Origin of the sequence: Kitasatospora sp. NPDC004745, from assembly GCF_042873275.1 — a bacterium.
GTDB lineage: Bacteria > Actinomycetota > Actinomycetes > Streptomycetales > Streptomycetaceae > Kitasatospora.
In genome coordinates, this window is sequence record NZ_JBIALK010000024.1 from 108676 (window position 1) to 135625 (window position 26950).

The following is a 26950-nucleotide window of genomic DNA, read 5'->3' on the forward strand; positions in this document are numbered from 1 at the left end:
GATCCGGCTCGCCCGTCCGGGTGAGCGGGGACGGGCCGCGTGGCGCGGTGGGGTGGTCCGGGCGACGATGGCCGGGCAGCGCCCGTCCGTCGACCGGAGCCGACCGGGGCCCGTACGAGGACGCCCCGGACACCGGGAAGAGGCTCCCATGACCGCCCACCCCTCCCGCAGCGCGGTGGACCCCCCGCCGCCCGGCGCGTCCGGCGTCGGCGGGCCGGCCGCCGCGCGGCGCTGGCGGGCGCTCGCGGTCTGCCTGGTCGCCGGGTTCATGACGCTGCTGGACGTCAGCATCGTCAACGTCGCGCTGCCGACCGTCCGGGCCGGGCTGCACATGTCGGAGAGCGGGCTGCAGTGGGTGCTGAGCGGCTACGCGCTGGCCTTCGGCCTGGTGCTGGTCCCGGCCGGGCGGCTCGGGGACGCGCGCAGCAGACGGGCCGTCTTCCTCACCGGGCTGGCCCTGTTCACCCTGGCCAGTGCCCTGGCGGGGGCGGCCCGGAGCCAGGAGTGGCTGGTGCTGGCCAGGTTGTTCCAGGGCGCGGCCGGCGGGGTGCTCGTCCCGCAGGTCTCCGGCTTCATCCAGACGCTGTTCCAGGGGGCCGAGCGCGGCCGGGCCTTCGGCGCGCTCGGCGCGACCATCGGCCTGTCCACCGCCGTCGGCCCGCTGCTGGGCGGCCTGCTGATCCACCTGTTCGGGCCTCAGGACGGCTGGCGCTGGGTGTTCCTGGTGAACCTGCCGATCGGGGCGGCGGCCCTGCCGCTCGCCCGCCGGCTGCTCCCGCCGCCCGCGCCGGCCGCCGAGCGGGCCGGGCACCGCGACTTCGACCCGGTCGGGGTGCTGCTGCTCGGTGCCGGCACGGTGGCGCTGCTGCTGCCGTTCGTCCAGGAGCAGCAGTGGCACAGCGCGGCGCGCTGGCTGCTGCTGCCGCTGGCGGCCGCGCTGCTCGGCGCCTTCGTCGGCTGGGAGCGGTACTACGCGCGGCGGCGGGAGCCGCTGGTCAACATGGCGCTGTTCGCGGTGCGCCCGTACGCGGCGGGCGTGGCGCTGTCGCTGGTGTACTTCGCCGGGTTCACCGCCATCTTCTTCATCTTCACGCTGTACCTGCAGGCGGGCCTGCACTACTCGGCGCTGTCGGCCGGTCTGGCGATCACCCCGTTCGCGCTCGGCTCGGCCGGTGCGGCGGCGGTGGGCGGGCGGCTGGTCGCCCGGCTGGGGCGGCGGCTGGTGGTGGCCGGGCTGCTGCTGGTGCTGTGCGGTCTGGTGGCCTCGGCGGGGGCGGTGCGGCTCTGGTCGGGGGCGGCGACGGGCTGGGCGACGGCGCTGCCGCTGCTGGTGGCGGGGGCGGGCAGCGGGCTGGTGATCGCGCCGAACCAGACGCTGACCCTCCAGCGGGTGCCGGTGGCCCGGGCGGGCAGCGCGGGCGGGGTGCTGCAGACCGCCCAGCGGGTGGGTTCGGCGGTCGGCATCGCGATCGTCGGCTCGGTGTTCTTCGCCCACGCCCGCGGCCGGCACCCGGACTGGGCGCTGGCCTTCCAGCTGGGCGTGGCGGTGGCGGCGGGCCTGGTGCTGGTGGCCCTGGTGGTGGCGGTGGCGGACGTCGCGGCCGGTGACACCCCGTAGGGCGGGTCCCGCTCAGTGGTCGCGGCGCCGGATGACGAGGACGGCGAGCAGCAGCGAGGCGAGCGCCCAGAGCGCGAGGGCGGTCCAGGAGCCGGCCACGGTGGCCGGGTGGTCGGAGGGCCTCGCGTGGGCCAGGCTGAGGGTGGCCAGCCGGCGCCAGGCGGTGAACGGCAGGGCGTGCGAGACGTCGGCCGTCCACCGGTAGGTGTCGGTGAAGAGGGAGGGCAGGAAGAAGAGCACCAGGATCGTGCCGACCACGCTCGCGGCGCTGTGCCGGACGAGCACGCCGACGGCCAGCCCGACGAGGGCGCAGACCATTGCGAGCAGCACCGCCGCGGCGAGGAAGCGCAGGGCGCCCGGGTCGGCGACCGACAGGCCGATGCCCCGGTCGGACAGCAACGCCTGGTCGACGCCGAAGGCGGTGCCGACGGCGGCGGCGGCCCAGGCGAACAGGACGCCGGTGAGCACCAGGGCCTTGGCGAGCAGCAGGGCGCACCGGTCGGGGACGGCGGCCAGACTGGTGCGGATCCGTCCGCTGGCGTACTCGCCGGCCAGGACGAGGGCGCCGAGGCCGCCCGCCACGAGCATCACCACGTCGGCGCCGACCATGCTGAACGAGCTGTCGAGCGCGACCTGTCGCATGGTGTCCGGCCGGCCGGTGCCGGGGACGTAGTGGTCGAGGGTGTCGCGGGCGTTCCGGACGGCGGTGGCGACGATCACCGCGGCGCCGAGGAGCAGCACCGCCGGTGTCGAGCGCAGCGACCAGAAGGTGATCCACTCCGCGGCGAGCAGGTCGCGGAAGCGGGCGCGCGGCTCGGCGGCGTCACCCGGGACGGAGGCGGCGCGGGCGGGGGCGGTCATCGGGTCCCTCCGGAGGGGTGGTCGAGGCTGTCGGCGGTCAGTTCCATGAACGCCTCCTCCAGGGAGGCGGTCCGGGCGGTCAGGCCCTGCAGCGGGAGGCCCGCGGCCAGCGCGAGTTCGCCGATCCGGACGGCGTCCAGGCCGGTCACGGCGAGCGAACCGCCCTGGCCCGGAAGGGCGGTGGCGCCCGCGGCCCGCAACACGGCGGCCAGCCGGCCGGGTTCGGCCGTCCGGACGGTGACGCCGGCCCGGCCGGCCCGGGCCGCGAACTCGCCGAGGCCCTCGTCGGCGATCAGCCGGCCGCGGCCGATCACCACCAGGTGGTCGGCGGTGTGCTCCATCTCGGCCATCATGTGGCTGGAGACGAAGACCGTCCGCCCCTCGGCGGCCAGCCGCCGGAACAGGCCGCGGACCCAGCGCACGCCCTCCGGGTCCAGGCCGTTGAGCGGTTCGTCGAAGAGCAGCACCGGCGGGTCGCCGAGCAGGGCGGCGGCGATGCCGAGCCGTTGTCGCATGCCGAGCGAGTACCCGCCGATCCGGCGCCCGGCGGCCGTGCCGAGCCCGACCTCGGCGAGCACCCGCTCGACCCGGTCGAACGGGACGGCGTTGCCGCGGGCCAGCGCCCGCAGGTGGGCGCGGCCGGTGCGCCCGCCGTGAACGTCGCCCGCGCCGAGCAGCGCGCCGACGTGGCGCAGTCCGCGCGGCCGGGAGCGGAAGGGGCGCCCCCCGACGGTGGCGGTGCCGCCGGTGGGTTCCTGGAGGCCGAGCACCATCCGCAGGGTGGTGGACTTGCCGGCTCCGTTCGGGCCGAGGAAGCCGGTGACGCGGCCGGGGCGGACGGTGAAGGAGAGGCGGTCGACGGCGGTGGTGGCGCCGTAGCGCTTGGTCAACCCGGTGACTTCGATCATGGGGTCCACGGTGCCCGGGCGGGCCGGGCCGCCGCATCCGTCCTGGGAGGACACCGGGCGGCGGCGGGTGTCCTCCCAGGCCTTACGACCACGGTCCGATGACGGCTCCTCAGCTCGTCGATACGATCTTCGGATGCTCCCTTCACCCGCTCCGCCGCTGCTCCGGCGCATCCCGCCCGAGGCCTGGGTCGGGCTCGCCTGGTGCGTGGCCGCGGCCTACCCGGCCGTCCTGCTCGGCGGCTCCGCCCGCTACCACGGCGGCGCCGCCGCGCACGGCGGGCTGGCCTTCACCCTGGCCGACACCGCGGTGGCCTTCACCGGCGCCGCGCTGGTGCGCCGGCTGCCGGTGCTCTCGGTCGCGCTGCTGCTCGTCGCCGCCTACACCGAGACCGACGGCTGGGCCGCGAACACCCAGGTGCCCCCGGCCGCACTGCTGGCCGTCTACACGGCGCTCGGCGTGATCACCGCGACCCGGCCGCGCCGCAGCTCCCGCGCCGCGTTCGCGCTGGTGGCGGCCTTCCTGGTGCTGCACATCGGCCTGGTGAACGGCGCCACCGTGGGCATCTTCACCGGGACCCACCTCGGCTCCGCGGACGGCGCCGCCCTGCTCGCCCTACTGGCCTGGCTCGTCGGCCGCTCGCTGCGGCAGGGCCGGGAGCACGCCCGGGCGTTGAGCGCCCGGGCGGCCGCCGAGGCGGTCACCGCCGAGCGGCTGCGGATCGCCCGCGAGATGCACGACACCGTCGCGCACACCATCGGCATCGTCGCCCTGCAGGCGGGCGCCGCCCGCCGGGTCATCGACAGCCGGCCGGAGCGGGCCCGGCAGGCGCTGGGCGAGATCGAGGCCGCCGGCCGGGAGACCCTGGCGGGGCTGCGTCGGATGCTCGTCGCCCTGCGGCAGGCGGACGGCGGAGCCCCGGACGTGCTGCCGCAGGGCCTGGCCGACCTCGACCGGCTGGCCGGGGCGACCACCGCGGCCGGTGTCCGGGTGGAGGTCCGGCGCCGGGGTGAGCAGGGGCCGCTGCCGCCGGAGATCGACCTCTCGGCCTACCGGATCATCCAGGAGTCGGTGACCAACGTGCTGCGGCACGCGGACGTCCGCGACTGCGTGGTCTCCGTCGACCGCAGGACGGCGGGCGAGGTGTCCGTGGAGATCACCGACCGGGGCCGGGGCCGGGGCGGCGGCGCCGACCGGGGTGCCGGCTTCGGTCTGGCCGGGCTGCGTGAGCGGGTCGCCCTGCTGCACGGCGAGTTCACCGCCGGCCCGCTGCCCGGGGGCGGCTTCCGGGTCGCCGCGCGGCTGCCGATCCCGGTGGGGGTGGACGGATGATCCGGGTCCTGCTGGTCGACGACCAGCCGCTGGTGCGGGCCGCGCTGGAGATGGTCATCGCGGAGACCGCTGACGTCGAGGTGGTCGGCGAGGCCGGCACCGGCGCGGAGGCCGTCCGGCTGGCCGCCGAACTGCGCCCGGACGTGGTGGTGATGGACCTGCGGATGCCCGGCATGGACGGCATCGAGGCCACCCGCCGGGTGACGGCCGGCGGCGGGCCCGGCCGGGTGCTGGTGCTGACCACCTTCGACGACGACGACCACGTGTACGGGGCGCTGCGCGCCGGGGCGTCCGGCTTCCTGGTGAAGGACATGGCGCTGGACGACATCCTCGCAGCCGTCCGGGTGGTGGCCGCCGGGGACGCCCTCATCGCGCCGAGCGTCACCCGCCGGCTGATCTCCTCCTTCGCGAGCCGGGCCCCGGATCCCGCCGCGGCAGCCGGCGCCTCCGGTCCGGCTGCGGCGGGCGTGGCGGGCGTGTCGGCCGTGGCGGCCCGGCGGCTGGAGGCGATCACCGGCCGGGAGCGGGAGATCCTCACCCTGGTCGGCCGGGGCCTGTCCAACCCGGAGATCGCCGCCGAACTGGTCCTCAGCACGGCCACGGTGAAGACCTACATGAGCCGGCTGCTGGCCAAGCTGGACGCCCGCGACCGGGTGCAGCTGGTCATCCTCGCCTACGAGGCGGGCCTGGTGTCCGTCCCGGGGTGACGGCGACCCGGGGGCTTAGCGCTTGACCGCCACGCCCGCGTACATCGCGATGTCCTGGTCGCGGACGGGCTCGGCGTCCGGGTCCGGGTGCCAGCGGTGGACCAGGGCGACCCCGGGTTCGAGCAGCTCGTAGCCGTCGAAGAAGGCCTCCGTCTCGGCCTTGTCGCGGATCTGCAGCGGAATGCCGCGCGCGTTGTACTCCCGGCCGACGCCGCCCACGCCGACCGGGTCGGTGTCGCCGGTGAAGACGGTCAGCACCAGCATGCTGCCGGGGGCCAGGGCGTCCATGAAGCGGCGCACGATGCCCTGCGGGTCGTCGGCGTCCAGCACGAAGTGCACGATGGCGACCAGCGAGAGCGCCACCGGCCGGGACAGGTCGAGGACCTCGCGCAGCCGCGGGTCGTCGAGGATCGACGCCGGGTCGCGGAAGTCGGCGTCCACGTAGCAGGTGCGGCCCTCCGCGGTGCTGGACATCAGGGCCCTCGCGTGGGTGAGCACGATCGGGTCGTTGTCGACGTACGCGACCCGCGCGTCCGGGGCGACGGCCTGGGCGATCTCGTGCACGTTGGGGGAGGTGGGGATGCCGGTGCCGATGTCGAGGAACTGGCGGATGCCGTGCTCCTCGGCGAGCCGGCGCACCGCCCGCTGCATGAAGTCGCGGGTGGTGCGCATGGAGACCGGCAGGGCCGGCCAGGCCTCCACCGAGGCGTGCGCGGCCACCCGGTCCGCCTCGAAGTTGGTCTTGCCGCCGATGAGGTAGTCGTAGACCCGGGCCGAGTGCGGGACGTCCATCCGCAGGTCCACCGACGGGTATTCCTGCTGCGCGCCGCGCTGCGCCCGGACCTCGTTCGACATGCTCGTCCTCCCGTTGACTGGTGCTCCGTCACCGGCCGCCGCGGTGGCGGACCATGGTGCGCATGGTAACGGTGCTCCGGTACGACGAGATGACGATCCCTCGGCCGTCGGCTCAGGGGACGCCCGACGGCCGGGGGCACGGGGCCGGCTCGTGACGCCCCCGGGCCGCCGGCCCACCGGCCCACCGGCCTAACGGGGTTGGGGCTCCGCGCCGTCCGCGGCGGCGGAGGACTGCCGGGGCAGCGCCGTCGCGCGGGTGAACGCGCCGCCGGCCGAGGCGAGTTCGAGCGCCGCGCCGATCCAGGCGGCACCGAAGGCCCAGGTCGCGAGCCACTCGCACAGGTAGACCGGCCGGACGGACCAGTCGTCGCCGAAGCCCGTCACCGCCGCGAGGACGGAGCACAGCAGCGCGACCGGGATCACCACCCCGGCCGCCAGGTAGCCCGCACCGACCCAGGACGCCTGGCTGGAGCGGGGGTTGCGGAAGGAGAAGAGGCAGAACATCGCCAACATGGCGAACAGCAGCCCCGCGAAGACGAGGTGCAGCACGCCGACCGTGGTCTGGAAGGCGGTCGGGTGGTCCGGGGTGGTGGGGCACAGCGCGACCCCGAGGGCGAACACGCCGGCCGCGGTGCTCCAGCGGTCGTCCCGCCGGTCGAAGCGGTAGCAGATCAGGAACACCCCGAGTGCGCACAGGCCGCCGACGAAGAGGTTGCGGGTGCTGGTGTAGTACGAGCCGCTCATCGACACCGGCCAGAAGCCGGCCGTGCTGCGCCCCGTCAGTTCGGCGAACAGCCAGTTGCCCGCGGGCAGGGCCGGTGGCAGCAGCACGCCGATCAGGCCGACGCCGAGGCGCAGCGAGCCGACCGTCCGTTCGTCCTGGATGCCCCTGCCGTTCCGGGTGTCGAGCGAGTCCTGTCGAAGGGTTCTCTCCGCACGCCAGTCATGGGTCACGGCCGCCTCCTTGCTTCCGAGAGCCGCTGTCACCTGGTGTACCCGCTCAACTACCCCGCGCCACACCGCGGGGCCGGGCGGTTTCCGGCCGCCCGGCCCCGCGGTGTGGCGCTCCGTCAGGCCTTGAGCGGGTTGGCGGTGAGGTCCACCACGGCCTTGCGGGGGTCGGCGGTGCTGTAGGTGTTGAAGTGGGCGACGCAGGCCAGCACGAGGAGGCGGGAGATCCGCGGGTCGTGGATCCGGACGCCGTAGGTGGCCCGGACGCCCGCGTGGCGGGTGAGTTCGAAGCCCGCCGACTCCGCGGAGCGGTAGTGCACCCGGAAGGCCAGGGCGGTGTCGACCACGCCGCGGTCGAGCAGCGGCAGGCTGCGGCGGGCCCGGTTGGCGAGGCCGACCGGCTCGCCCTCCAGGGCGGCCAGGCCGTGCTGTTCGAAGGTCCACAGGTCGGGCCGCCAGGACCGGGAGCGGTGGTCGACCCGGCCGATCGGGGAACGGTCGGCGGCGGCCGCGGAGAAGTTGTCGACGTGGCCGAGCAGCTGGTCGAGCCGGGGCCCGCCGAACACCCGGTAGGCGGCGCTGTGGTCGTAGGCCGCGTCCTTGTGCATCCGGGCCACCGGCTCGCGGGAGCCGTCCGCGTGCACCAGGAAGGTGGTGTGGGCGCGGCCGTAGTCCACGGCGACGGTGAGCTCGGTGAGCTCGGTGAGGGCGGCGAGGGCGCCGAGGTCGGCGTGGGAATCGGTCATCGGTGATCGTCTCCGTGCGTCACGGCCGTCCGGTCGGACCGGGCGATCAGGGAGTTGAGCAGGGCCGCGCCGCGCTCGGCGTCGTCCAGGCTGACCGCGAACTCGGCGCCGCGCCGGTTGCGGACGACCAGGCACGTCCCGCGCCGCAGCATCACGGTGGTGCCCAGGCCGTTGATCCGGTAGCCCCAGCCGCCGGCCTGGGCGGGGCCGCGCTGCTCGGCGCGGGCCGACTCGAGGTCGGCGGGGGACCAGCGCCGGGCGGGCCAGCCGAACGGGCCGAAGCCGAGGTGCAGCCCGCGGGCGGTCACCCGGGCCCGGACCGAGGAGCAGGCGAGGACGATCACCGAGGTGGAGGCGAAGGGGACGACCAGCGACCAGTTGAGCGCGATCAGCCCGCTGGCCGGCGCGAGCAGCCCGCCCATCGCGCAGACGCCCAGCACGGCGGCCGTCAGCTGCAGCCACGGGTTGACGACCCGGGAGAGCCAGACCACCTGCTCGCCCGGTGGGACGGCCATCACCGGGGCCCCGGGCGTCGGGCGCGGCCCGGCCGGGGTGGCGCCGCGCGGACGGGCGGCCAGCCAGGTGAGCAGGCCGGCGAGCGCGCTCGCCGCGACGACCGCCGCCACCGCGGTGCCGACCGGATCGGCGTCCTGCCAGCGGGCGTGGTCAAGGTTGGCGTGCACGATGGAGGCCTGGGCCCCCGTCAGCAGCACGCCGCCGGCGGCCAGCGCGGCCCCGGTGGCGCCGCGCGCCCGGCCGGTGGCCGCCCGGCGCCCGAAGCGGTGCAGGGCGGCGGTGGCCAGCACCAGCACCAGCCATGTCCCGGCCGGGAACAGTGCGGCCCCGGTCGCCGTCATCGAGCCGTCCGGGTCGTGGCCGCCCCAGTGGGTGGCGAGCGGGTCGGGCAGCCGGTGCCGGGCCGCCCACGGCAGGGCGACCAGCAGCACCAGCACGCCGGCCGACCAGGCCGCCGCTCCCCAGACCGCGCCCCGGTGCGGTGCCCCGCGCTCCTCGGGTATCGGTTCCCCGTCCGTCACGACATCCCCCTGATCATGTCCACGAGATCGTTGCCGCTGTAGCCCGCCCGGGCCGCGTCGGCGACCAGCCGGCGGACCCGCTCGACCAGTTCGGAGCGGGTGTCGGCGTCCGCCGCGACGGTGATGCCGCGGCCCCGCCGGAACTCCAGCACGCCCTCGTCCCGCAGCGTGCGCAGCCCGCGCAGGACGGTGTTGGTGTTCACCCCGAGCGCCCGGGACAGGTCCCGGGCGGGTGGCAGCCTGTCCCCGGGGGCGCACTCGCCCTCGGCGACGGCTCGACGGATGGCGCCCGCCACCTGCTCGTGCAGGGGGCGGGCGTCGCCGGTGTCCAGCTTCAGCAACATGGTGCCAATGACGATAGCACTATTCGATTGTCGTTGATCATCGCGGACGGGGTCGGGCCCCTCCGCCGGGCCCGTCCGGCGGGCCTCGCCGCGGAGCCTCAGACCGCAGGGTCCCGGACCGCGGCGCCGCGCCGGTCGCCCGGCACCGGCACCGGCTCCGCGGCGGAGCGCTTCGGCGCCCGGCCGCGTGCCCCGCGGGAGAGCAGCAGGTACAGCGCGGCGGCCAGCGCCCCCGAGAACAGGAAGCTGAGGTCGATCCCGCCGGTCAGCGACAGCAGCGGCCCCCGGTAGGCCGGGGTGTCCACGGCGGCCAGCCCCAGCACGCTGCCGGCCGCCCAGGCGGTCGTCGCCGGGACGTTCCAGCCCGCGCGGTACCAGTAGACGCCGCCCCGGGTGCGCTGGTTGAGCACCTGCAGCGAGTGCCGGTCGTAGTCCCCGCGGAACCGCCGGTGACCGATCAGGGTGATCACCGCCCACGGGGTGCCGATCGCCGTCAGCACCAGCACGAACGAGGTGACGGCGTCCTGGGCGTTCCAGACGAAGTGGCCGAGGAAGACCAGCACCGCCGCCAGGGCCGCCACCACGTAGGTGGCCTGCAGCCGGGTGGCGCGCGGCAGGATGGCGTCCAGGTCCAGGCCCATGCTGTAGAGCATCAGGCCGGTGTTGCCGGCACTGCCCAGCAGGCCGTTGAGCAGCAGCGGCAGCAGGAACCAGGCCGGTGCGCCGGCGATCAGGCCGTGCACGTAGTCGTTGCCGGCGCCGGTGGCCACCGCGGTGAAGGTGCCGAACACCTGGGGGATCAGCAGGCCCAGGAACAGCCCCAGGCAGGTCGACCGGAGCACCGTGCGCCCGGAGTGCCGGGCGGGGGAGACGTACCGGGTGTAGTCGCCGAGCAGGGTGATGAAGGCGATCGGGCCGCTCAGCCCGGCCGCGACCACCGCCAGCAGCCAGGTCGGCCAGAACCCGCCGAGCAGGTAGGCGCCGTGCGCGGAGCCGTCGAAGTGCGGGGCGAAGGCGAACAGCCCGGCCAGCAGCAGTGCGCCCATGGCCCACATCAGCACCCGCTCCAGCTTCAGCAGCAGCCGGTAGCCGAAGACGGCGGCGGTGGCGCTCAGCACGGCCAGCACGGTGTACGTCGCCACGTACGCCACGCCGTCCGCGGGCAGACCGAGCATCCGGTTGAGCGCGCCCACCACCACGTCGCCGCCCACCCAGAGCGACAGCGCCGTGTAGCCGAGGGACAGCAGCAGCCCGACCACCGAGCCGATCAGCCGGCCCCGCACGCCGAAGAACGCGCCGGAGCTGGTGGACAGGTTGGTCGCGGTGCGCAGCGAGACCAGGGCCAGCGGTGCGGTCAGGGCGATCCCGGCGACGGTGCCGACCAGCAGGGCGGCGATGCTGCTCCAGAAGGACAGCCCGAAGGAGACCGGCAGCCAGCCGAAGACGACGACGCCGAACGCGAGGTTGGAGCCGATGAGGATGCTGGCCACGTCGCGGGGGGTGCTGGTCCGCTCGGCGTCGGGGATGGTGTCCACCCCGTGCTGCTCGACGAGTCCGGAGTGCCCGGCCCGGGCGCCCTGATCGTGGGCGGTCTGCGGCACGGTGTTCGGCATGAGGGAGGCCTTCTGGTGCAGGGATCCGCCCGGAGTCGGTCCCTCCGGACGGCCTGGCAATCCTTCGCCGCGCGGGCCGGGCGGAACAAGGGCGATCCGGACGAACTGTCACGTCCGGAATCCGGAGCCCGCTTGTCGTTTTCCACAAGGCCGCAGGTCGGACGGTGTGGGGCGGGCCGCGCGCGGAGCGGCCCGGCCGCCGGTGGACGGGCGGCGTACGGAACGCGTTCGGAACGGGCCCCCGGGCGTCAGGAGTCCGTCAGGGCCGGCCGGCGGCGGGCCCGGGCGCGGTTGGCTGGAGGCCGGCACACCGGGCCCGGCAGGGCGGCACCGGGACGCGACGAGCGAGGACGGGACCATGGACGGCGACGGGCGGCACCAGGACGGCGGCACGGGCAGGGTGGTGGTCGGGGTGAGCGGCTCGCCGGGCAGCCTGGCCGCCCTGCACCTCGGCGTGGCCGAGGCCCGCCGCCGGGGCGCCGTGCTGGTGCCGGTGCTGGCCTGGGAGCCGCCGGGCGGCGAGTACGGCTACCGGCGCTCGCCGTGCCCGCCGCTGCTCTCGGCGGCGCGCGAGGCCGCCGGGCAGCGGCTGCGGGACGCCCTGGACGCCGCGTTCGGCGGGGCCGACCCGGGCGTGCCGCTGCACCCGACGGTGTTCCGCGGCGAGCCCGGGCCCGCCCTGGTCGCGGCTGCCGACCGGCCGGCCGACCTGCTGGTCCTCGGCCGCAGCGGGGGGTTGCTGCGGCGGGGCTTCCGGCGTCCGGTCGCCGCGTACTGCGCGGGCCGGGCCGGCTGCCCGGTGCTGGCCGCCCCGGTGCCCGGGCTGCTGCACGACCTGGAGGCCCTGCACCGGCGCACCCGGTGGCACCTGCCGGTCGGCCCGGTGCCCGGGCTCCTCGGCCCGAGGGGCTGAGCGCGCCGACGCCCGGCCCGGGCGGTCCGCCGCCGGTCACGGCGCCCGCCCGGCCGCGCCCGGCCGGGGCTCCCGCCCGGTCGGCGTACTCGCCCGGCCGTCGCGCGGCACCGGGGTTACGCTGAGACGGCCAGATCGGCCCTCGTGGCCCCCGCTGCGTACACAAGGGGGTGGGATCCGTGTCGGTCTCCCCGACCAGCCCCCCAACCGGCGTTCCCACCGGCTCCGGTGCGGGCGAGAAGGGTCTGAAGACCGGCGCCCTGGGCCTGTTGTCCTCGGTGTGCATCGGTCTCGCCTCGACCGCTCCCGCCTACAGCCTGGCCGCCACGCTGGGCATCATCGTGGTCGGTGTGGGGCTCCAGGCGCCGATCATCACCATCCTGGCGTTCGTCCCGATGCTGCTGATCGCGTACGCCTACAAGGAACTCAACGCGACCGACCCGGACTGCGGCACCACCTTCACCTGGGCCGCCCGCGCCTTCGGCCCGCGCACCGGGTGGATGGGCGGCTGGGGGATCGTCGTCGCCGACATCATCGTGATGGCCAACCTGGCCCAGATCGCCGGGGTGTACGGCTTCCGGCTGATCGGCCTCGACTCGTTCGCGGACAGCAAGGCGTGGACGACCGCGGCCGGGGTGCTGTGGATCGTGGTGATGACGGCGATCTGCTACATCGGCATCGAACTGTCGGCCGCCCTGCAGCGCTGGCTGCTGGCCGTCGAGGTGGTCATGCTGGTGGTCTTCTCGGTGACGGCGCTCGTCAAGTCGTACGGCTCGGGCGCGCCCGCGACGGCCATCCCGGTGGCCGCCTCCTGGTTCAACCCGTTCAACATCCCGTCGACCTCGGCGTTCACCGCGGGCATGCTGGCCGCGGTCTTCATCTACTGGGGCTGGGACACCGCCGTCTCCGTCAACGAGGAGACCGCGGACTCGAAGCGGACGCCGGGCCGGGCGGCGGTCATCTCCACCGTGCTGCTGCTGCTCATCTACGCCCTGGTGTCCACGGCCGCGCAGTCCTTCGCCGGGGTCGGGACGGACGGCATCGGGCTCGGCAACCCGGACCACTCGGGGGACGTGCTCTCCGGCCTGGGCGACGCCGTGTTCGGCACCACCGGCTTCGGAGCGGTGCTCAGCCGGCTGCTCATCCTGATGGTGCTGACCTCGGCCGCCGCCTCCACCCAGACCACGATCCTGCCCACCGCCCGCACCACCTTCTCGATGGCCAGTCACAAGGCCATCCCGACCGGCTTCGCCAAGGTGCACCCGCGGCACCTGACCCCGACCTGGTCGACGGTCGCGATGGGCCTGGTCTCGATCGCCTTCTACGTGCTGCTCACCGTGATCAGCGACAACGTGCTGGCCGACTCGATCGCCTCGGTCGGCCTCGGCATCGCCTTCTACTACGGGCTGACCGGCTTCGCCTGCGTCTGGTACTACCGCCGGGTGCTCACCCGCAGCGTCCGGGACTTCGTGTTCAAGGGCGTCCTGCCGTTCGCGGGCGGCCTGATGCTGCTGTACTTCTTCGCCTACGGCGCCTTCGACGTGTACGCCGACCCGGACTACGGCGCGACCTCGATCGACCTGCCGGTCATCGGGAGGGTCGGCGGGGTCACCGTGATCGGGCTGGGCGCGCTGCTGCTGGGCGCGGTGCTGATGCTGGTGCAGTGGGCCGTCCAGGGGTCCTGGTTCCGCCGCCCGGACGTCCCGGTCGGCGTCGCGGACCGGGAGACCGCGCCGCCGTCCTGACGGCGCGTCCGCCGGTACCGCCGGCCGTTCTGCCGACCGTCCCACCATGGTGCCGCCGTACCACCGCAGCCCGGATCCGGGAAACCACGTGTAAAGCCATCGCAAAGTGGAAGTATGGTTCCGGCAAAGGAGTGCGGTGGGAGGGGCGATGGAGACGACGCTGGAACCGGACTGGCGCACGCTCGGCGTCCTGGGCGCGGCCCGGGACGCGCGCGGCGCGCAGGGGACGCGGCTGGGGACGGAACACCTGCTGGCCGCCGTCGCCGCGGCGAAGGGCCCGGCCGGCGAGGCCCTGGCCGCCGCCGGAGCGGACACCCCGGTGCTGCTCGCGGCCCTGTGCGCGCGCCGGGGCGCGGCCGGCTGGGCCGAGGGCGACGACGCGGGGGCCAGCGTGCCCGCCCGGGAGGTCCTCGGCGCCACCGGCGAACGCGGGGACCTGCTCAGCGGCGCCGCCGCCCGCGCCCTGGCCGGCGCCATGGAACGGGCCAGGCTGGACGGTGCCCGCAAGTTCACCGCGGAACACCTGCTGCGCGCCCTGCTCGCCGACGGCCGGGCCACCCGCGCCACCGAACTGCTGCACGCGGTCGGCGCCGCGCCGCGGGCGGTGCTGGAACGCCTGGACGCCGCCGAGCCGCGCGCCGTGCCGCCGGGCCCGGGCGCCGCGCCCGGCCCCGCCACCGGCCTCGACCCCCTGCTGCGCCCGACCCGGGACGCCCTCCTCGCCCGCGGGGCGCACCCCGTCCCGCGCTGGCGGCGGCTGCTGACGCCCGGTGCGCCGGGCACGGCGGCTCCGGCCGGGCTCCTCCGGGCGGAGGCCGACGCGCAGGCCGAGCGCCTCGGGCGCCGCGCACCGGGCACCGAGCACGTCCTGCTCGCGCTCCTGGCGGTCCATGAGGTCACCCGCCGGCAACCGGAACTGGCGGCCCCGCAGACCGCCGACGACGGCGGCGGTGCGGCGGTGGCCGGGCTCGGCGTCGACTACGCCGGGGTGCACGCCGCCCTGACGGCCGGACAGGTGCCGCTCGCGGCCGACCCGAGGTCCGTCGAGGCGTACCTCTCCGAGGCCGGGCGCGGCCGGGGAACGAATGCGCTGGTACGGGCGTTGCTGGCCGAGGACACCCGGGCGCGGCGACTGGTCGAGGCGCTGGGGGGTGGCCGGTCCGTACAGGGAAAGGAATAGCACATGCACGTCACCCTCGCCGAGGAGCTGATGCTGCTCTCGCTGGACGACGAGTCCGGTGTGGCGAAGGACGGTTCGAGCGCCGGATGGGCGGTGGCGGGCGGCCTCCTGGCCGATCTCGCACTGGCCGGGAGGATCGCCGTGGAGGAGGGCCGGATCACCGTCACCGACCCCACCCCGACCGGCGAACCGCTGCTCGACGAGCGCCTGGAGCGGCTCGCCGAATGGGTCGGGCGCAAGGCCCCCGGCAAGGCGAAGGCGACGGACTGGCTGACCAAGGACCACCTGACGGCGGTCCGGGCCACCGTGCAGCGGCTGTGCGAGCGCGGCCTGGTCGTCGAGGAGCGCCACCGCGTCCTCGGCCTCTTCCCGGTCCGCCGCTACCCGGAGGCGGACGGCTCCGTCGAGCGCGAACTGCGGGCGCGACTGGCCGACGTGATCCGCCACCACGTGACGCCGGACGTGCGCACCGCGACCCTGATAGCCCTGCTGCACTCGGCCCGGCTGCACGGCCTGGCCTTCCCGGACCTGCCCCGCAAGCGGGTCGAGCCGCGCTTCGCGGAGATCGCCGCGGGCGACTGGGCGGGGGACTCCGTCGGCCAGGCGATCCGCAACATGCAGGCGGCCGTCGCGGCCATCGCCGTGGTGACCGCGGCCACGGCCGCCACCACCGTCGTCACCTGACGGGCGGTGCCGCCGGGCCCGCCCTCCGCACGGCGGGCCCGGCGGGCGGCTCGGCTCGGCGGACGGGCGCAGGGCCCTCTTGACGCTCCGGATTGGTCCAGTCCATGGTGAGCGGCGGCCAGTTCGCCCCCACCGCAAGGAGCGCCGCCCGTGACCTCCCGCCTCCCCGCCCTCGCCGTGCTGACCGCCCTCACCCTGGCCTGCGTGCCCCCGGCCACCGCCGCGGGGCCCGGGTGGGCCGTGGACACCGCCGCGCCGGGCGGCACCGTCGTCACGGTGAGCACCGCCAAGCAACTCCAGGCCGCGCTCGCGGCCGCGGTGCCGGGTCGGACCATCCGGCTCGCCGACGGCACCTACCGCGGCACCTTCCGGGCCGCCGCCCCGGGCACCGCGGCGGCCCGGATCACCCTCACCGGCTCGGCCGCGGCCGTCCTCACCACCCCGACCGGCGGCGGCTACGGCCTCCACCTGGACGGCGCGAGCTACTGGACCGTCCAGGGCCTGACCGTCACCGGCGCCCAGAAGGGCATCATGGTCGACGCCGCGACCCACGTCGTCCTCGACGGCGTGACGGTGCACCACACCACGATGGAGGGCGTGCACTTCCGCAACTCCAGCAGCGACGGCACGCTGCGCGACTCGCGGATCCACGACACCGGCCTCGACCGGGACGGCCTGGGCGAGGGCGTCTACGTCGGCACCGCCAACACGCTCTCCGACCACAGCGACCGGGTGCGGATCACCGGCAACACCTTCGGCCCGAACATCGGCGCCGAGAACGTCGACCTCAAGGAGGGCACCACCGGAGGCCTGGTCTCCGGCAACACCTTCGACGGCGACGGCCTCACCGGGCGCAACTACGACGACTCCTGGGTCGACGTGAAGGGCAACGGCTACGTCGTCGAGAACAACACCGGCGTGCGCACCACCGACGACGGCTACCAGACCCACAGCGTCCAGCCCGGCTGGGGCTGCGGCACGGTGTTCCGGGGGAACCGCTCCGACCTCACGGGCGCCACCGGCCCGGACCGCTACGCGATCGACGTCACCGACTACTCCGCCGCCTGCCCGGTGACCATCGGCCCCGGCAACACCGTCACCGGGGGCCGGGGCCTGGTGAACCCCGGCGTCCCGGTCGGCTGACCCGCGCGGGCGGCCGCCGCCTCAGAGCTCCCCGAGCGGGGCGCCCGGGTCGGCCAGGGCCTTCGGGTCCACCGTGCGCCCGGAGCGGACGAGTTCGCGGACCGGGTCGGTGACGTCCCAGACGTTGACGTTCATGCCGGCGAGGATGCGGCCGTCCTTGAGCCAGAAGGCGAGGAACTCCCGGGTGGCCGGGTCGCCGCGGGAGACCACCCGGTCGTAGCCGCCGGGCTCGACGTAGCCGACGTACTCCATGCCCAGGTCGTACTGGTCGGCCCAGGACCCGGGAACACCCTTGCGAGGGGAGAACGGACTTGTCGCTGGTCAGTGTCGACTCCACGACCGTGCGCGCCCACCACCACGCCGCCGGGATGCCCGTAGGCGAGGACTTCATGACGGCCCTGGAGGAGGCCGCGCGGGAGCAGGAGATGGCCCGGCAAAAGAGGGCAAGTCGTGGGAACAGAACTGACAGGACGAGCGCGGACGCATCGGACGGCTGCGCAGGATCCGCGTGAAATAGGCCCGTTCAGCCGGCTGACTGACCAGCAAAGGTCTATCTCGGCGCCGACCGCCGGTGCGGTCGTCTCGGGGCCGCGCTGAAGGCGGCGGCGGGGCGTAGTCGTCGCTCGGGGCGCCGGCCGCAGCGCGGTCCTGCGCTCCGAGGTCCAGATCAAGGGTCGTGCCGCGCGGCGCAGCGCCGCCCATGGGCGGAAGCGCTCAGCGTGCGTTCTCCGGGGAGCGCCGGGTTCTCGGGGGTGACCGGTGCGCCGTCCCGGTGCACGGGTGATTGCCGTGAAGGGACTTGCCGTAGGCATCTCGACCGGCCTGCGCTCACTGGCTGGCGAGGGGTCTCCGTAGACGGCGAGGAACGCGCCGAAGAGGGCGAGGTGTCGAGTGGTGGTGTCGCTGTTCATGGTGTCCTTTGAGGTCGGTCCTGACGGCCGGTCGGGGCCGGCGGCCGCGTGTCGCGTGGAAATGGCTCGGGCTGCTCGCCGTCGGCGAGCAGCCCGAGTTGGACGTGGGGAACGGTCCTACCAGGGTGGTTAGTTGTGCAATGCTTCCGAAATGGCGCCCTTATCCGAGTCCCAGTACGCAGCCCGGCTCGCGCAGTGCGAAATCGATCCCGAGGAGTTGTTGGGCCTCCTTGAGGAGGAGCAGGTCCGCACGGTACTGCTGGACAGGCTTCGTACCGAAGGAACGAACCGCGAGTCCGGAGAAGTAGCCAATCTGGTGCACTTCGTGGAGTGGCTGGCGTTGCGGCGACTCGGGCCGGCTGCCGAACGGCCCCAGATTCCGGGAACGGACCAGCTCTACGTTCTGTCGTTCGCCAGGGCGACCAGTTCGTACGTGAAGGTCGGACGTACCACCCGCTTCGGTGCGGGTCGGCTACGTGAGCTTCGGGCCGAAGCGGAGCGCGGCGGGTACGTGCTGCTCGAGGCCTGGGTCTCCGAGCTGGTCGCCGACGCGCACCCCTGGGAGCACGTGGTGCTCGGAGAGCTTCGGCGCCGACATCCGGGTGAGAGCAGAGGCGAGTACTTCTACGGCCTCGACTTCGACGATGCACGCAGCGTCGTGGACCAGCAGCGGTGCTTGGTCGCGCCCCGCTCGTTCGGTCTCACGGACTCTTCACGGCGGCCGGCTTGAGAAGGAAGGGCGGGGCGAGGCGGCGCATCGTGTCGTGCCTGTCGGGTCCGTCGAGGCGATGACGCTGTTGATCGCGACGGCGGTGGACACCGGGGTCAGCGCCTGTTGACCAGCCAGCGCTGGGGGATGGCTCGGCCACGTCCTTGATCAGATACATACGGCAGACGCAGAAGAGCCCCACCGGGAGCGATCACCCGGTCCTCGCCCGACAACGTCGCCCAGAAGCGGTGTGCCGTGACGCTCAGAGAGGCTTGCCGTTCGGCCTCCGCCAGCTGCTCCTCGTCCAGCCCGCGCAGCGCGGCCCCAAGGTCACCGCCTCACACCGGCAGAGATGAGAGGACTGCCTGCCGCTCGGCCCCCGCAGTCTCCAGTTGCTGCGCCTGACGCAGGTCGGTCAGGTATTCGAAGGCCTTCTGCTTGCCAACGTCGAGAAGCGTACGTGTGAGCGAGTCCTTGCCCATCCGCGCCTCGCCACGATCCCGGTCCGGGAGAATCAAGACCACGGCCCGAAGGGCGCGGGCGGTGTCGCGCACAGCGCCCGAAGTCAGCACCCCGGCGGGCGCGAGGCCGGCAGCGAGGCCAGGTGAGCGGGCGGTAGCGCCGGCGCTTCCAATATCAGCCGCGCGGAGCTGTCCAGGCTGTTGCCCGGACCGATGAGAACCTCTCCGACTCCGGGGAGGTGGCGAGATGATCGCCAAGCCTTCGCCGACAAGACCGCAGGCGCCAGGCTGTACTCGCTTTCCCCACGCAGAGTTGCCCCGCAGGACGATCAGGGCTGGCCGGCTCACGCCTGAGCTGATGACCGGTTGTTCCACCGCTCCTCCTCCGTCCTGTCCCGCAAGTGCGCGACGAGCCAGGGCACCAACTGCGGGGCCGCCACAGCCGCCACCTGTTCGGTCGGGTGAAGGAGGCCGAAGGAGCACTGCTCGGCTGTCCAGACGGTCACCCGGGTCAGCGGCGCGGCCGGGTTCACGCCGAGCTCTCCCTTCGGGCCGCAGGTGCTGTTGAACGGCGCGGTGACGTTCTGGCGGTTCCAGTACGTCCACGCTTCCGCGGCCTTCTCCTGCTCGAAGAGGTGGTAGAGCTGCGGGTACCGGTCCAGGAGGCGGACCTCGCGGAACAGGAGCTGGCCGAGCAGCGGGGTGGCCGACGTCCGCAGCTCGTCAGTGGTCGCCGCGGTGAAGGTGAACGTGGAGGCGTCGGCGGCTGGTGTGAGGGCGGTGGTCGTGAAGCGGTGGGAAAGGCGGTCGCGAACGAAGCCGGCGGCCGTCTCGGAGAGCCCGGGCTCGATGGTGTCGACGAGCTGGATCAGTCGATGGTGGCCGGGGTAGAAGCGGCCCAGGTCGAAGAGGGTGCCCATGCCGTCGACTGCGGTGAGGGCGAGCTGCTTGTAGAGGTGGTTGTTCATCTCGCCCAGCTCGGCGTAGGACTTCGTCGCGGTGCTGGTGGAGTGGAGCATCAGGTACTCGGCGACGGTCTCGAAGTAGAGGTAGCCGAGGTAGGGCATCACCGGCACCGCGGCGGCCACCCGGTCGAGGAAGTGCCCGGCTTCCGGGCGCGTGCGGCCGGCGGCGAGGCCCAGCATCAGGTCGAGCAGTGGCGCGGCGGCGCGCACCCGGTCGGCCACCGACCGGGCCACCTTCTCGTCCTCGGCGGGCGTCAGGGCATGGCGGTGGCGGTCGAAGGCGCGCCGGTGCACGGCGCCCAGGCGCAGGTAGTCCAGACCCGCCGCCTCGGCCGGACGGTCGGGGGTGATCTCGATGACCAGGGGCGTGCTGCCGCGCCTACTGTCCAGCTCGGGCCGGGTGCCGAGGAGGTGGGCGCCGAGGTTGTGCGGGCGCAGCGCGCCGCCGGGCAGCGGGGTGAGGGGGGAGCCGTAGATCGCGCCGACGAGGCAGCCGGTGGAGGCGAGCAGGTGGCCGCTGGTGCGGACGGCGTCCAGGGAACGGGTCAGGTGCAGCAGGTGCAGGGGGCGGCCCGAGGCGAGGGCGGTAAGCATGGCGTTGCCGTCGGGCCGTAGCACGTGCCCGTTGGGGGTGTGCTGGAGGTACTGGCGCCAGTGGTCCGGAGCGGCTGCGAGTCCGGCGGGCAGGTGCGTGCCGGTCGGGGAGTCGAGGTCGGTGTGGGCGAGATCCCAGTCAGATGGCACGGGGCGTCTCCTCTTCGGTCGACAGGACGCGGAGCGCCAGGTGGACGGCGTGGGTATCGGTGGCACCGCCGAGGCGGGCCTGTTCGGTGAGCACCACCAGCTCATGGGCGAGGACGGGGGCCCAGGCGGGGACCTGGACGTGCAACTGGTGGAGGGCGGGCCACCAGCGGGTGGCGGGGAGGCGGTAGCGGTCGAGGGCGTCGGCGGCCTTGAGCAGGTCGACGGCCAGCCGGTGGCGCCGGTAGGCGGCCTGCTGCTCGGGGGTGAAAGCGTGATGGGGGACGTCGTGGAGTGCGACCGCGGTGATCGCCTCCGGACTGGGGGCGTGGCCGAACGCCGTGTGGAGGTTGGCGTGGTGCTGGGTGAGCCAGTTGGCGGCGCGCCGGCCGTGGCCGGGGTCGGTGCGGTCGTTGAGGCGGCGGCAGTCGTGGCAGGCTGCCGCCGCGGCGAGCGCGAGCACCCGGCCGGGTGCGAGGTGGTGGCCGGCGGCGAGCAGCTGGACGAGGACGGCGACCCGGGCACAGTGCAGGACGCCGTGGATGGAGGTGGTGGTCTCCGTGCGGGCGAACCAGGACCGATCGGGTACCAGGACCGTCGCGGGGTGTGGCAGTCTGGGCCGCGCACCCGGACCGCCCGGCCGCCGGCTGGCGATCCACGCCAGCATCGGCCGGTCCATCACCTGGTGGTCGGGCAAGCGGCCCGCGGCCGCCAGCTCGTACAGCGGCCGACGGGAGTCGGTGCTGGGTGTCGGAGAGTTCATCGAGTCCTCGAAGGGTCAGGTCGGTTCGCATGGGCGTCACGCTGGGCGTGGTGGTGCTGACGATGGGCAACCGGCCCGCCGAGCTGGCGGCGTTGCTGGAGTCGGTGCAGGCCCAGGACGGCGCCGACATCGGGGTGCGCACGGTGGTCCTCGGGCAGGGCGTCAAGCTGCCCGAGCTGCCCCAGTGGGTGGACGCGGTGGAGCTGCCGGAGAACCTGGGCATCCCTGGAGGCCGCAACGCCGGCGTGGAGCGGCTGCGCGAGCTGGGCGGCGTCGACGTCCTGGTGGTCCTGGACGACGACGGCCTGCTCCCCAAGGCCGACACCTTCCGGCTGATCCGGGAGGCCTTCGAGGAGAACCCGCGCCTGGGCATCGTCAGCTTCCGGATCGCGGACGAGACCGGCTTCACCCAGCGCCGCCACGTCCCACGCCTCGGCGCCTCCGACCCGATGCTCTCCGGCGAGGTCACCACCTTCCTCGGCGGCGGCCACGCCATCCGCATGAGCGTGATCGACCAGGTCGGCGACTTTCCCGCACCGTTCTTCTACGCTCACGAGGAGACCGACTTCGCCTGGCGGGCCCTGGACGCCGGCTGGCGCATCGACTACCGCGCCGACATGGTCCTCCAACACCCCCGCACCGACCCGGCCCGCCACGCCACCTACTACCGGATGACCGCCCGCAACCGCGTCTGGCTCGCCAAGCGCCACCTCCCCGCGCCCCTGGTGCCCATCTACCTCACCTCCTGGGCGGCCTACACGATGCTGCGCCGCCCGCCGATGTCCGGGCTGAAGGCGTGGTGGGGCGGCTTTTTCGAGGGCGTGCGGGTGTCGTGCCCGCCGCGCCGTCCGATGCGGTGGAGCACGGTGCGCAGGATGGCCGCCCTGGGCCGGCCGCCGGTGTTCTGACCGGCCGACCCAGAGCAGCGTCAGGTCAGGACCAGACGGTGTGGAGGGCGTCGATGACGCGCTGCACGTCCGTGCTGCTCATGGCCGGGTAGCACGGCAGGGACAGCTGCCGGGCGGCGATGTGCTCGGTGACCGGCAGGCTGCACTCCACGTACCGGTACGCGGCGAGCCGGTGGACCGGTTTGAAGTGCACGCTAGTACCGATCCCGTGAACCTCCCGCAGCGTGTCGGCCACCGTGTCCCGGGTCCGGACGCCCACGGGGTCGATCAGCACCGGGTAAAGGAACCAGCCATGCCGGACGCCCTCAAGGACGGTCGGCAGCCGCAGCCCCGGCAGGCCGGCCAGCGACTGGTCGTAGGCGGCCGCGATCTGCGCGCGCCGGGCGGTGAAGTCGGGCAGCTTCCGGAACTGCTGGAGGCCAACCGCTGCGGTGATGTCTGGCATCGTGTACTTCAGGCCCGGCACCGTGACCTCGTAGTCGGCGGTGCGCTGCGCGCCGTGCCGCTGCCATATGGAGGTGTCGATGCCGTGCCGGCCCAGCAGCCTGGCCCGCTGGACGAGGTCGGCGCGGCCAGCGATCATCCCGCCCTCCCCGGTGGTCATGACCTTGTTGGCGTAGAAGGAGAACACGGCCAGGTCGCCAACGCTGCCCGCCCGCGCGCCGTCGCGCCAGGCGTGCAGGGCGTGGGCGGCGTCCTCGATCAGCAGCAGGCCGTGGTCGTCGGCGAGCTTGCGGAACGCCGCGAGATCGGCAGGCTGGCCGCCGTAGTGCATGACCACGATCGCCCGGGTCCGGGGCGTGATCGCCTTCTCGGCCGCCGCCGGGGCGAGGTTGTAGGTGACGGGGTCGACCTCGGCGAATACCGGGGTGCCGCCGGCCTGGACGATCGCGTTTGGGGCCGCGCAGAACGTCAGGCTCGGGGTGATCACCTCCTCACCCGGGTTGATCCCGGCTGCGAGGAGCGCCAGGTGCAGGGCGGCGGTGCAGGACGACACCGCGAATGCGTCCTCCGCCCCGAGCGAGTCCCGCACCTCCTGCTCGAACCGGGCGGCCTTCGGCCCGGCGGTCAGCCAGCCCGAGCGCAGCGTGTCCAGGACCTCGGCCTCCTCCTCGAGGCCGAGCGACGGCCGGTTCCATGGCAGGAACGGAGCAGCAGCAGCGGTGGTCACGACTGCCCCCAGGCGGCCGTGTACTCGGCCCCGTACCGCAGGCACTCGGGGGTGCCCATGGCGCGCACCGTGCCCGAGGTGTAGGCGGCGATCAGGCCACGGTGGTTGTCGAACTGCGCCTGGTCGGGATCGTTGACCGTGCCGGTGAGCAGCAGGTCGGCTACTTCCTGGACACCGTCCTTGAGGCTCGTGGAGCAGGCACCCGGCATCTGCCGCTGGAGGCGAGCGAAGGACACCCGGTAGTCGCGCGCGTCCGCCTCGTCCCGCTCCGGCCCGCGCTGGATCACCGCTCCGGGCACGACGGCGGCGACCGTCTCGGCGATGCCGACGATTGTGTGGTTCTCCTCGTCGCTGCCCACGTTCCACGCCCCCGCCAGCCGCTCCTCCAGAACCCCGGCGAGGACACGGGCCACGTCGCCGACGTGGACGAGCGGGCGGCGCTGGGAGCCGCCGTTGAGCGGGATCCGACCGGTGGCGGCCGCGCGGGAGGCCATGGAATTGACCACGGAGTCCAGGCGCTGGCGCGGCGAGGAGCCGTGCACGGTCGCCAACCGAAGGCTCGTCAGCATGGTGTCCGCGCCGAGCACGTCGGGCAGCCGCCGTTCGGCCAGCACCTTCGTTCGGGCGTAGATGCCCAGCGGGTTCGGCTCGGTGTCCTCGTCCACGGTGCCCTCGTGCATGCCGTAGACGCTGCACGACGAGAAGAACACGTAGTGGCCGGCGCCCGCCGTCTTGGCGGCCTCGGCGGCGATCAGCGGGGAGGCGTAGTTGAGCTCCACGGCCAGGCCCTCATCGACCTGGCTGGCCGGCTCGCCGACGATCCCGCCGAGATGCACGACAGTGTCCGCTCCCGCGCAGGCCCGGGCCAGCAGCGCCGGGTCACGCAGATCCCCGTACTCGAACCTGGCAGCGCCGGGCAGGAGTCGGCGGAGATCGTCGCCGCGGTTGTAGATCAGGCCGTCGACCACGGAGACGTCGTGGCCGAGTGCGGTCAGGTGGTGGGAGGCGACGGAGCCGATGTAGCCGGCGCCGCCAAGCAGCACGACACGCATGGTGGGAGGTCCCTTTCTTCAGGCGGCCAGGGTGGCGGGGGTGGTGAACCAGTCAGGGATGGCGCCGGGCGTCGACTTGAGCCAGGCCACGTACCGATCGATGCCATCGGCGAGGGTGATGGTGGGGTGCCAGCCGAGCATGTCGGTGGCTCGGCGGGTGTCGGCGTAGCCGCCTCGCGGGTCACCGCCCGGCATGGGCGTCTCCACGAACGCCGCGTCCGGGTAGTGGGAGGCGATCAGGTAGGCGATCTCGCGGACCGAGGTCGGAGTGCCGGTGCCGATGTTGATCGTCTGCCCGGCGGCCTGGTCGGCGACGAGGGCGAGGATGGTGGCGTTCGCGATGTCGTCGACGTGCACCATGTCGCGCACCTGCCGGCCGCCGCCGTTCAGCCGCAGCGGCTGCCCCGTCTCGGCGGACATGGCCATCCACGGCACCATCCAGGAGTGCGACCCGGGCTTGGGCACCTGCGGGTCCCCGTAGACCGAGAAGTACCGCACGATCGCGTACTCGGTACCGGAACCGCCGAGCATCAGGCGCACCTGGTGCTCGCCCCACAGCTTGGTGTTGGCGTATACCGAGATCGGGGTGAGCGGCTGCTCCTCGCTGAACCGTGCAGCGCCGCCGCCAGCCGCGTCCCCGTGGCCGTAGACGGAAGCGGAGGACACGAACACCAGGCGCTTCACCGGCGACTCGGCGACCGCGTCCAGGACGGTCTGGGTGCCGTGCACGTTGGCGGCGAACGCGGTGTCGGGCCGTCGGGTGCAGGCGGCGACGTCGGCGTACGCGGCGGCGTGGATCACGAAGTCCGCGCGGCCGGCCAGCCACCTCACCGTCGCGCGCTCGCGGACGTCGCCGAGCACCACGTGGGCCGCGTGCCGGTCCACCTCGAACTGGTCCCGCACCGAGTGCGGGTAGGCGTCGAACCGGTCCAGGACGATCGGGTGGGCGCCGTGCGCGGCGAGTTGGGCGACGATGCGGCTGCCAACCAGTCCGCCGCCTCCGGTGACCAGCACGCTGGAACCGGCAAGCTCACGCAACCGCGGATCGGGATACGCGTCAGCCATGAGGGCTGCCTCCTCTGAAGTGCGGGGTTGTGACCTCAGTGAAGCCTCAGGCCACGCGCCGGCGGTACGGTGATGGGCCTCCCGACTCGTTCAATCCGTTCAAGATCCTTACAAGGGGTATGAGTTGACGGAGCATAAGAAGACGAACCGGCTACTGTTAGCCGTCGTTGAGGAAGCGGGGTGTACGTACCAAGCCCTGGCGAAGGCGGTCCGGGCCGTCGCCGCCGAGGCCGGAGTGACCCTGCGGACCTCGCCGTCGGCCGTCCACTCCTGGATCGCCGGCGGCACTCCAACAGGCCAGACAGCGGCCTACATTGCGGAAGCGCTCACCCGAATGGTGAAGCGGAAGGTGACGCCGTCCGAAATCGGTCTAGGCTGCGACGGCATCGGGGAGGCCATGACCGCCGATCCCCTCGCCACTGTTGCCGATCTCGGGAGGCACCTCGTGCACCGTCGCCGCGACTTCCTCGCCCTCACGTTCTCCACCGCAGCCGTCGGGCTGCCGCTCGTCTACGACCACCAGGCCGCCGCCGCAACGCTCAGCGCCGCCAGGAACGGCGGCCGCGCCGGCGCCAGAGAAGTAGCCGCGGTACGGCAACTCACCGCCGCCTTCCGCAGCACCGACGACCGGCTCGGCGGCGGTCACGGCCTCACCACGACGGTCTCCTACCTGACCGACACCGTCCTGCCGATGCTCCAGGCCGCCTACCCCACCGAGGCCATACAGCGCGCGGCCTACGGGGCGGCTGCTGAACTGGCCACCCTCATCGGCTGGAAGCTCCACGACCTTGGCCGAGAGGGTGCCGCTCAGCGGTACTACCTGCTCGCCTTCCAGCTCGCGTGCTCTTCCGAGGACGCCGGCCACGCCGCCTGGCTGATGCGCGCGCTCGTCCACCAGGCGCTCGACCTCAACCAGCCCATGAACACGGTGCAGCTGTCGGAGGCGGCTCTCGCGCGATCCCATGGCAAGGTGGACCGTGGCACGCAGGCGCTGCTCCTCGTGACGGCGGCGCGCGCGTACGGTGCGAGCGGCGAGGGCCGGAAGGCCGCGCGGGCACTCCTCGCGGCCGAGGACGCCATGCTCGCCTGCCGGGATGCCGTCCCCACCTACGCTGCCGCCTCAGGTCCGGTCGAAGCCACCGTGGCATCGCACATGGGCAGGACCCTGACCGCGGTGAAGGACTACGCGGCGGCCGAACGGCACTACCGCACGGCGCTGGAAGGGCGCGAGTCCGGCGCCTACCAGCGGGTTCGTGGCTTGACCCTGGCCAACGTCGCCAAGTCCGTCGCGGCGCAGTCCCGTCACGAGGAAGCCGTCGTCCTGTGGGGCCAGTGTCTCGACCTGATGGATGGCGTAGCGTCCAACCGGAACCGGAAGGAGCTGACGACGGTTCGCTCGGCCATTGCCGTCTACACCGGGCGTGGAATCCCGGGCGCCGCCGGCCTGGCGAAGCGCGTGGCCAAATTCGCCGCTGCCTAGCCGGGCTTCCCCTCGAGCTTGTAGGGGCGCGGCCCGCCCGCGGTCCGAGTGCCGCCGGCGGGCGCAACGCGCTATACCTCGACGGTCAA

The 26950-nt window shown here is 73.9% G+C and carries 26 protein-coding genes; 11 read left to right on the plus strand and 15 right to left on the minus strand.

What is annotated here, in order from left to right; translation table 11 throughout:
• Positions 1-148 precede the first annotated feature (148 nt).
• Complete coding sequence (locus tag ACFYUY_RS30975; RefSeq protein ID WP_387905554.1) at positions 149-1618, plus strand: MFS transporter; 1470 nt, start codon at positions 149-151, stop codon at positions 1616-1618.
• A 12-nt stretch (positions 1619-1630) separates the two neighbouring features.
• Here the strand turns inward: ACFYUY_RS30975 and ACFYUY_RS30980 are convergent, their stop codons facing one another.
• Both ACFYUY_RS30980 and ACFYUY_RS30985 read right to left on the minus strand, forming a co-directional pair.
• Positions 1631-2479 (minus strand): ABC transporter permease, encoded by an 849-nt coding sequence (locus tag ACFYUY_RS30980; protein ID WP_387905557.1) that lies wholly within the window; start codon positions 2477-2479, stop codon positions 1631-1633.
• Positions 2476-3387, minus strand: a complete 912-nt coding sequence (locus tag ACFYUY_RS30985) for an ABC transporter ATP-binding protein (protein WP_387905560.1) — start codon at positions 3385-3387, stop codon at positions 2476-2478. Before ACFYUY_RS30985 ends, ACFYUY_RS30980 begins: the two co-directional genes overlap by 4 nt.
• Before the next feature lie 133 nt (positions 3388-3520).
• On the opposite strand from ACFYUY_RS30985, the gene ACFYUY_RS30990 reads away from it, so the two are divergent.
• Both ACFYUY_RS30990 and ACFYUY_RS30995 read left to right on the plus strand, forming a co-directional pair.
• Positions 3521-4717: a sensor histidine kinase gene (locus ACFYUY_RS30990; RefSeq protein ID WP_387905563.1), complete on the plus strand. Its 1197-nt coding sequence runs from the start codon at positions 3521-3523 to the stop codon at positions 4715-4717.
• Positions 4714-5424: a response regulator transcription factor gene (locus tag ACFYUY_RS30995; RefSeq protein ID WP_360209738.1), complete on the plus strand. Its 711-nt coding sequence runs from the start codon at positions 4714-4716 to the stop codon at positions 5422-5424. The genes ACFYUY_RS30990 and ACFYUY_RS30995 overlap by 4 nt, the downstream gene beginning before the upstream one ends.
• 15 nt (positions 5425-5439) lie before the next feature.
• On the opposite strand, the gene ACFYUY_RS31000 is transcribed toward ACFYUY_RS30995, so the two are convergent.
• The 6 genes from ACFYUY_RS31000 to ACFYUY_RS31025 form a co-directional block, all read right to left on the minus strand.
• On the minus strand, positions 5440-6279 hold the full coding sequence (locus ACFYUY_RS31000; protein ID WP_360209740.1) for an SAM-dependent methyltransferase: 840 nt from the start codon (positions 6277-6279) through the stop codon (positions 5440-5442).
• Positions 6280-6468: 189 nt separating this feature from the next.
• Positions 6469-7233, minus strand: a complete 765-nt coding sequence (locus tag ACFYUY_RS31005; RefSeq protein WP_387905566.1) for a hypothetical protein — start codon at positions 7231-7233, stop codon at positions 6469-6471.
• 116 nt (positions 7234-7349) lie between these two features.
• On the minus strand, positions 7350-7976 hold the full coding sequence (locus ACFYUY_RS31010; protein WP_387905569.1) for a hypothetical protein: 627 nt from the start codon (positions 7974-7976) through the stop codon (positions 7350-7352).
• Positions 7973-9013 carry a DUF1648 domain-containing protein gene (locus ACFYUY_RS31015; RefSeq protein WP_360209746.1) on the minus strand — a complete coding sequence of 347 codons (1041 nt, stop codon included), beginning with the start codon at positions 9011-9013 and terminating at the stop codon, positions 7973-7975. The genes ACFYUY_RS31010 and ACFYUY_RS31015 overlap by 4 nt, the downstream gene beginning before the upstream one ends.
• Entirely contained in the window at positions 9010-9357 is a 348-nt protein-coding gene (locus tag ACFYUY_RS31020; protein ID WP_360209748.1) for a GntR family transcriptional regulator, read from the minus strand. Before ACFYUY_RS31020 ends, ACFYUY_RS31015 begins: the two co-directional genes overlap by 4 nt.
• A gap of 98 nt (positions 9358-9455) precedes the next feature.
• On the minus strand, positions 9456-10970 hold the full coding sequence (locus ACFYUY_RS31025; RefSeq protein ID WP_387905571.1) for a purine-cytosine permease family protein: 1515 nt from the start codon (positions 10968-10970) through the stop codon (positions 9456-9458).
• Between the two features lie 358 nt (positions 10971-11328).
• On the opposite strand from ACFYUY_RS31025, the gene ACFYUY_RS31030 reads away from it, so the two are divergent.
• The 5 genes from ACFYUY_RS31030 to ACFYUY_RS31050 all read left to right on the plus strand — a co-directional run bounded on the left by ACFYUY_RS31030 (position 11329) and on the right by ACFYUY_RS31050 (position 16635).
• Positions 11329-11883 carry a universal stress protein gene (locus ACFYUY_RS31030; protein WP_360209752.1) on the plus strand — a complete coding sequence of 185 codons (555 nt, stop codon included), beginning with the start codon at positions 11329-11331 and terminating at the stop codon, positions 11881-11883.
• Positions 11884-12062: 179 nt separating this feature from the next.
• Positions 12063-13628 carry an APC family permease gene (locus tag ACFYUY_RS31035; protein ID WP_387905573.1) on the plus strand — a complete coding sequence of 522 codons (1566 nt, stop codon included), beginning with the start codon at positions 12063-12065 and terminating at the stop codon, positions 13626-13628.
• 148 nt (positions 13629-13776) lie between these two features.
• The gene (locus ACFYUY_RS31040; RefSeq protein ID WP_387905576.1) at positions 13777-14808 is read left to right on the plus strand and encodes a Clp protease N-terminal domain-containing protein; all 1032 of its coding nucleotides are present in this window, start codon (positions 13777-13779) and stop codon (positions 14806-14808) included.
• A 3-nt stretch (positions 14809-14811) separates the two neighbouring features.
• The gene (locus ACFYUY_RS31045) at positions 14812-15492 is read left to right on the plus strand and encodes a GPP34 family phosphoprotein (RefSeq protein WP_360209758.1); all 681 of its coding nucleotides are present in this window, start codon (positions 14812-14814) and stop codon (positions 15490-15492) included.
• A 177-nt stretch (positions 15493-15669) separates the two neighbouring features.
• Positions 15670-16635 carry a right-handed parallel beta-helix repeat-containing protein gene (locus ACFYUY_RS31050; RefSeq protein WP_387905658.1) on the plus strand — a complete coding sequence of 322 codons (966 nt, stop codon included), beginning with the start codon at positions 15670-15672 and terminating at the stop codon, positions 16633-16635.
• A 21-nt stretch (positions 16636-16656) separates the two neighbouring features.
• Here ACFYUY_RS31050 and ACFYUY_RS31055 read toward each other — a convergent pair whose 3' ends face one another.
• Entirely contained in the window at positions 16657-16887 is a 231-nt protein-coding gene (locus ACFYUY_RS31055) for an oxidoreductase C-terminal domain-containing protein (protein ID WP_387905579.1), read from the minus strand.
• Positions 16888-17697: 810 nt separating this feature from the next.
• Here ACFYUY_RS31055 and ACFYUY_RS31060 point away from each other — a divergent pair.
• A complete protein-coding gene (locus ACFYUY_RS31060; protein ID WP_387905582.1) occupies positions 17698-18276 on the plus strand; it encodes a GIY-YIG nuclease family protein in 579 nt (192 codons plus the stop codon).
• A 317-nt stretch (positions 18277-18593) separates the two neighbouring features.
• On the opposite strand, the gene ACFYUY_RS31065 is transcribed toward ACFYUY_RS31060, so the two are convergent.
• The 3 genes from ACFYUY_RS31065 to ACFYUY_RS31075 all read right to left on the minus strand — a co-directional run bounded on the left by ACFYUY_RS31065 (position 18594) and on the right by ACFYUY_RS31075 (position 21185).
• The gene (locus ACFYUY_RS31065) at positions 18594-18809 is read right to left on the minus strand and encodes a hypothetical protein (RefSeq protein ID WP_387905585.1); all 216 of its coding nucleotides are present in this window, start codon (positions 18807-18809) and stop codon (positions 18594-18596) included.
• A gap of 251 nt (positions 18810-19060) precedes the next feature.
• Positions 19061-20425, minus strand: a complete 1365-nt coding sequence (locus ACFYUY_RS31070) for a hypothetical protein (protein ID WP_387905586.1) — start codon at positions 20423-20425, stop codon at positions 19061-19063.
• Positions 20415-21185 (minus strand): hypothetical protein, encoded by a 771-nt coding sequence (locus ACFYUY_RS31075; RefSeq protein ID WP_387905589.1) that lies wholly within the window; start codon positions 21183-21185, stop codon positions 20415-20417. Before ACFYUY_RS31075 ends, ACFYUY_RS31070 begins: the two co-directional genes overlap by 11 nt.
• Positions 21186-21214: 29 nt before the next feature.
• Between ACFYUY_RS31075 and ACFYUY_RS31080 the strand changes: the two genes are divergently transcribed.
• Positions 21215-22093 (plus strand): glycosyltransferase family 2 protein, encoded by an 879-nt coding sequence (locus ACFYUY_RS31080; protein WP_387905591.1) that lies wholly within the window; start codon positions 21215-21217, stop codon positions 22091-22093.
• Positions 22094-22118: 25 nt separating this feature from the next.
• Here ACFYUY_RS31080 and ACFYUY_RS31085 read toward each other — a convergent pair whose 3' ends face one another.
• From ACFYUY_RS31085 to ACFYUY_RS31095, 3 genes are read right to left on the minus strand one after another with little or no spacing between them, the layout of a single operon-like run.
• The gene (locus ACFYUY_RS31085) at positions 22119-23264 is read right to left on the minus strand and encodes a DegT/DnrJ/EryC1/StrS family aminotransferase (RefSeq protein WP_387905593.1); all 1146 of its coding nucleotides are present in this window, start codon (positions 23262-23264) and stop codon (positions 22119-22121) included.
• On the minus strand, positions 23261-24316 hold the full coding sequence (locus tag ACFYUY_RS31090) for an NAD-dependent epimerase/dehydratase family protein (RefSeq protein WP_387905596.1): 1056 nt from the start codon (positions 24314-24316) through the stop codon (positions 23261-23263). Before ACFYUY_RS31090 ends, ACFYUY_RS31085 begins: the two co-directional genes overlap by 4 nt.
• Positions 24317-24334: 18 nt before the next feature.
• Positions 24335-25381, minus strand: coding sequence for an NAD-dependent epimerase/dehydratase family protein (locus ACFYUY_RS31095; protein WP_387905599.1), 1047 nt, complete (start codon positions 25379-25381; stop codon positions 24335-24337).
• 124 nt (positions 25382-25505) lie between these two features.
• On the opposite strand from ACFYUY_RS31095, the gene ACFYUY_RS31100 reads away from it, so the two are divergent.
• A complete protein-coding gene (locus ACFYUY_RS31100; RefSeq protein ID WP_387905602.1) occupies positions 25506-26861 on the plus strand; it encodes a tetratricopeptide repeat protein in 1356 nt (451 codons plus the stop codon).
• The last annotated feature ends 89 nt before the right edge of the window (positions 26862-26950 follow it).

Coding starts and splice junctions, on each gene's coding strand:
- ACFYUY_RS30975 (WP_387905554.1), top strand. CDS start 149: ATGACCGCCCACCCCTCCCGCAGCGCGGTGGACCCCCCGCCGCCCGGC.
- ACFYUY_RS30980 (WP_387905557.1), bottom strand. CDS start 2,479: ATGACCGCCCCCGCCCGCGCCGCCTCCGTCCCGGGTGACGCCGCCGAG.
- ACFYUY_RS30985 (WP_387905560.1), bottom strand. CDS start 3,387: ATGATCGAAGTCACCGGGTTGACCAAGCGCTACGGCGCCACCACCGCC.
- ACFYUY_RS30990 (WP_387905563.1), top strand. CDS start 3,521: ATGCTCCCTTCACCCGCTCCGCCGCTGCTCCGGCGCATCCCGCCCGAG.
- ACFYUY_RS30995 (WP_360209738.1), top strand. CDS start 4,714: ATGATCCGGGTCCTGCTGGTCGACGACCAGCCGCTGGTGCGGGCCGCG.
- ACFYUY_RS31000 (WP_360209740.1), bottom strand. CDS start 6,279: ATGTCGAACGAGGTCCGGGCGCAGCGCGGCGCGCAGCAGGAATACCCG.
- ACFYUY_RS31010 (WP_387905569.1), bottom strand. CDS start 7,976: ATGACCGATTCCCACGCCGACCTCGGCGCCCTCGCCGCCCTCACCGAG.
- ACFYUY_RS31020 (WP_360209748.1), bottom strand. CDS start 9,357: ATGTTGCTGAAGCTGGACACCGGCGACGCCCGCCCCCTGCACGAGCAG.
- ACFYUY_RS31025 (WP_387905571.1), bottom strand. CDS start 10,970: ATGCCGAACACCGTGCCGCAGACCGCCCACGATCAGGGCGCCCGGGCC.
- ACFYUY_RS31030 (WP_360209752.1), top strand. CDS start 11,329: ATGGACGGCGACGGGCGGCACCAGGACGGCGGCACGGGCAGGGTGGTG.
- ACFYUY_RS31040 (WP_387905576.1), top strand. CDS start 13,777: ATGGAGACGACGCTGGAACCGGACTGGCGCACGCTCGGCGTCCTGGGC.
- ACFYUY_RS31045 (WP_360209758.1), top strand. CDS start 14,812: ATGCACGTCACCCTCGCCGAGGAGCTGATGCTGCTCTCGCTGGACGAC.
- ACFYUY_RS31055 (WP_387905579.1), bottom strand. CDS start 16,887: ATGGAGTACGTCGGCTACGTCGAGCCCGGCGGCTACGACCGGGTGGTC.
- ACFYUY_RS31060 (WP_387905582.1), top strand. CDS start 17,698: ATGGCGCCCTTATCCGAGTCCCAGTACGCAGCCCGGCTCGCGCAGTGC.
- ACFYUY_RS31075 (WP_387905589.1), bottom strand. CDS start 21,185: ATGAACTCTCCGACACCCAGCACCGACTCCCGTCGGCCGCTGTACGAG.
- ACFYUY_RS31080 (WP_387905591.1), top strand. CDS start 21,215: ATGGGCGTCACGCTGGGCGTGGTGGTGCTGACGATGGGCAACCGGCCC.
- ACFYUY_RS31090 (WP_387905596.1), bottom strand. CDS start 24,316: ATGCGTGTCGTGCTGCTTGGCGGCGCCGGCTACATCGGCTCCGTCGCC.
- ACFYUY_RS31095 (WP_387905599.1), bottom strand. CDS start 25,381: ATGGCTGACGCGTATCCCGATCCGCGGTTGCGTGAGCTTGCCGGTTCC.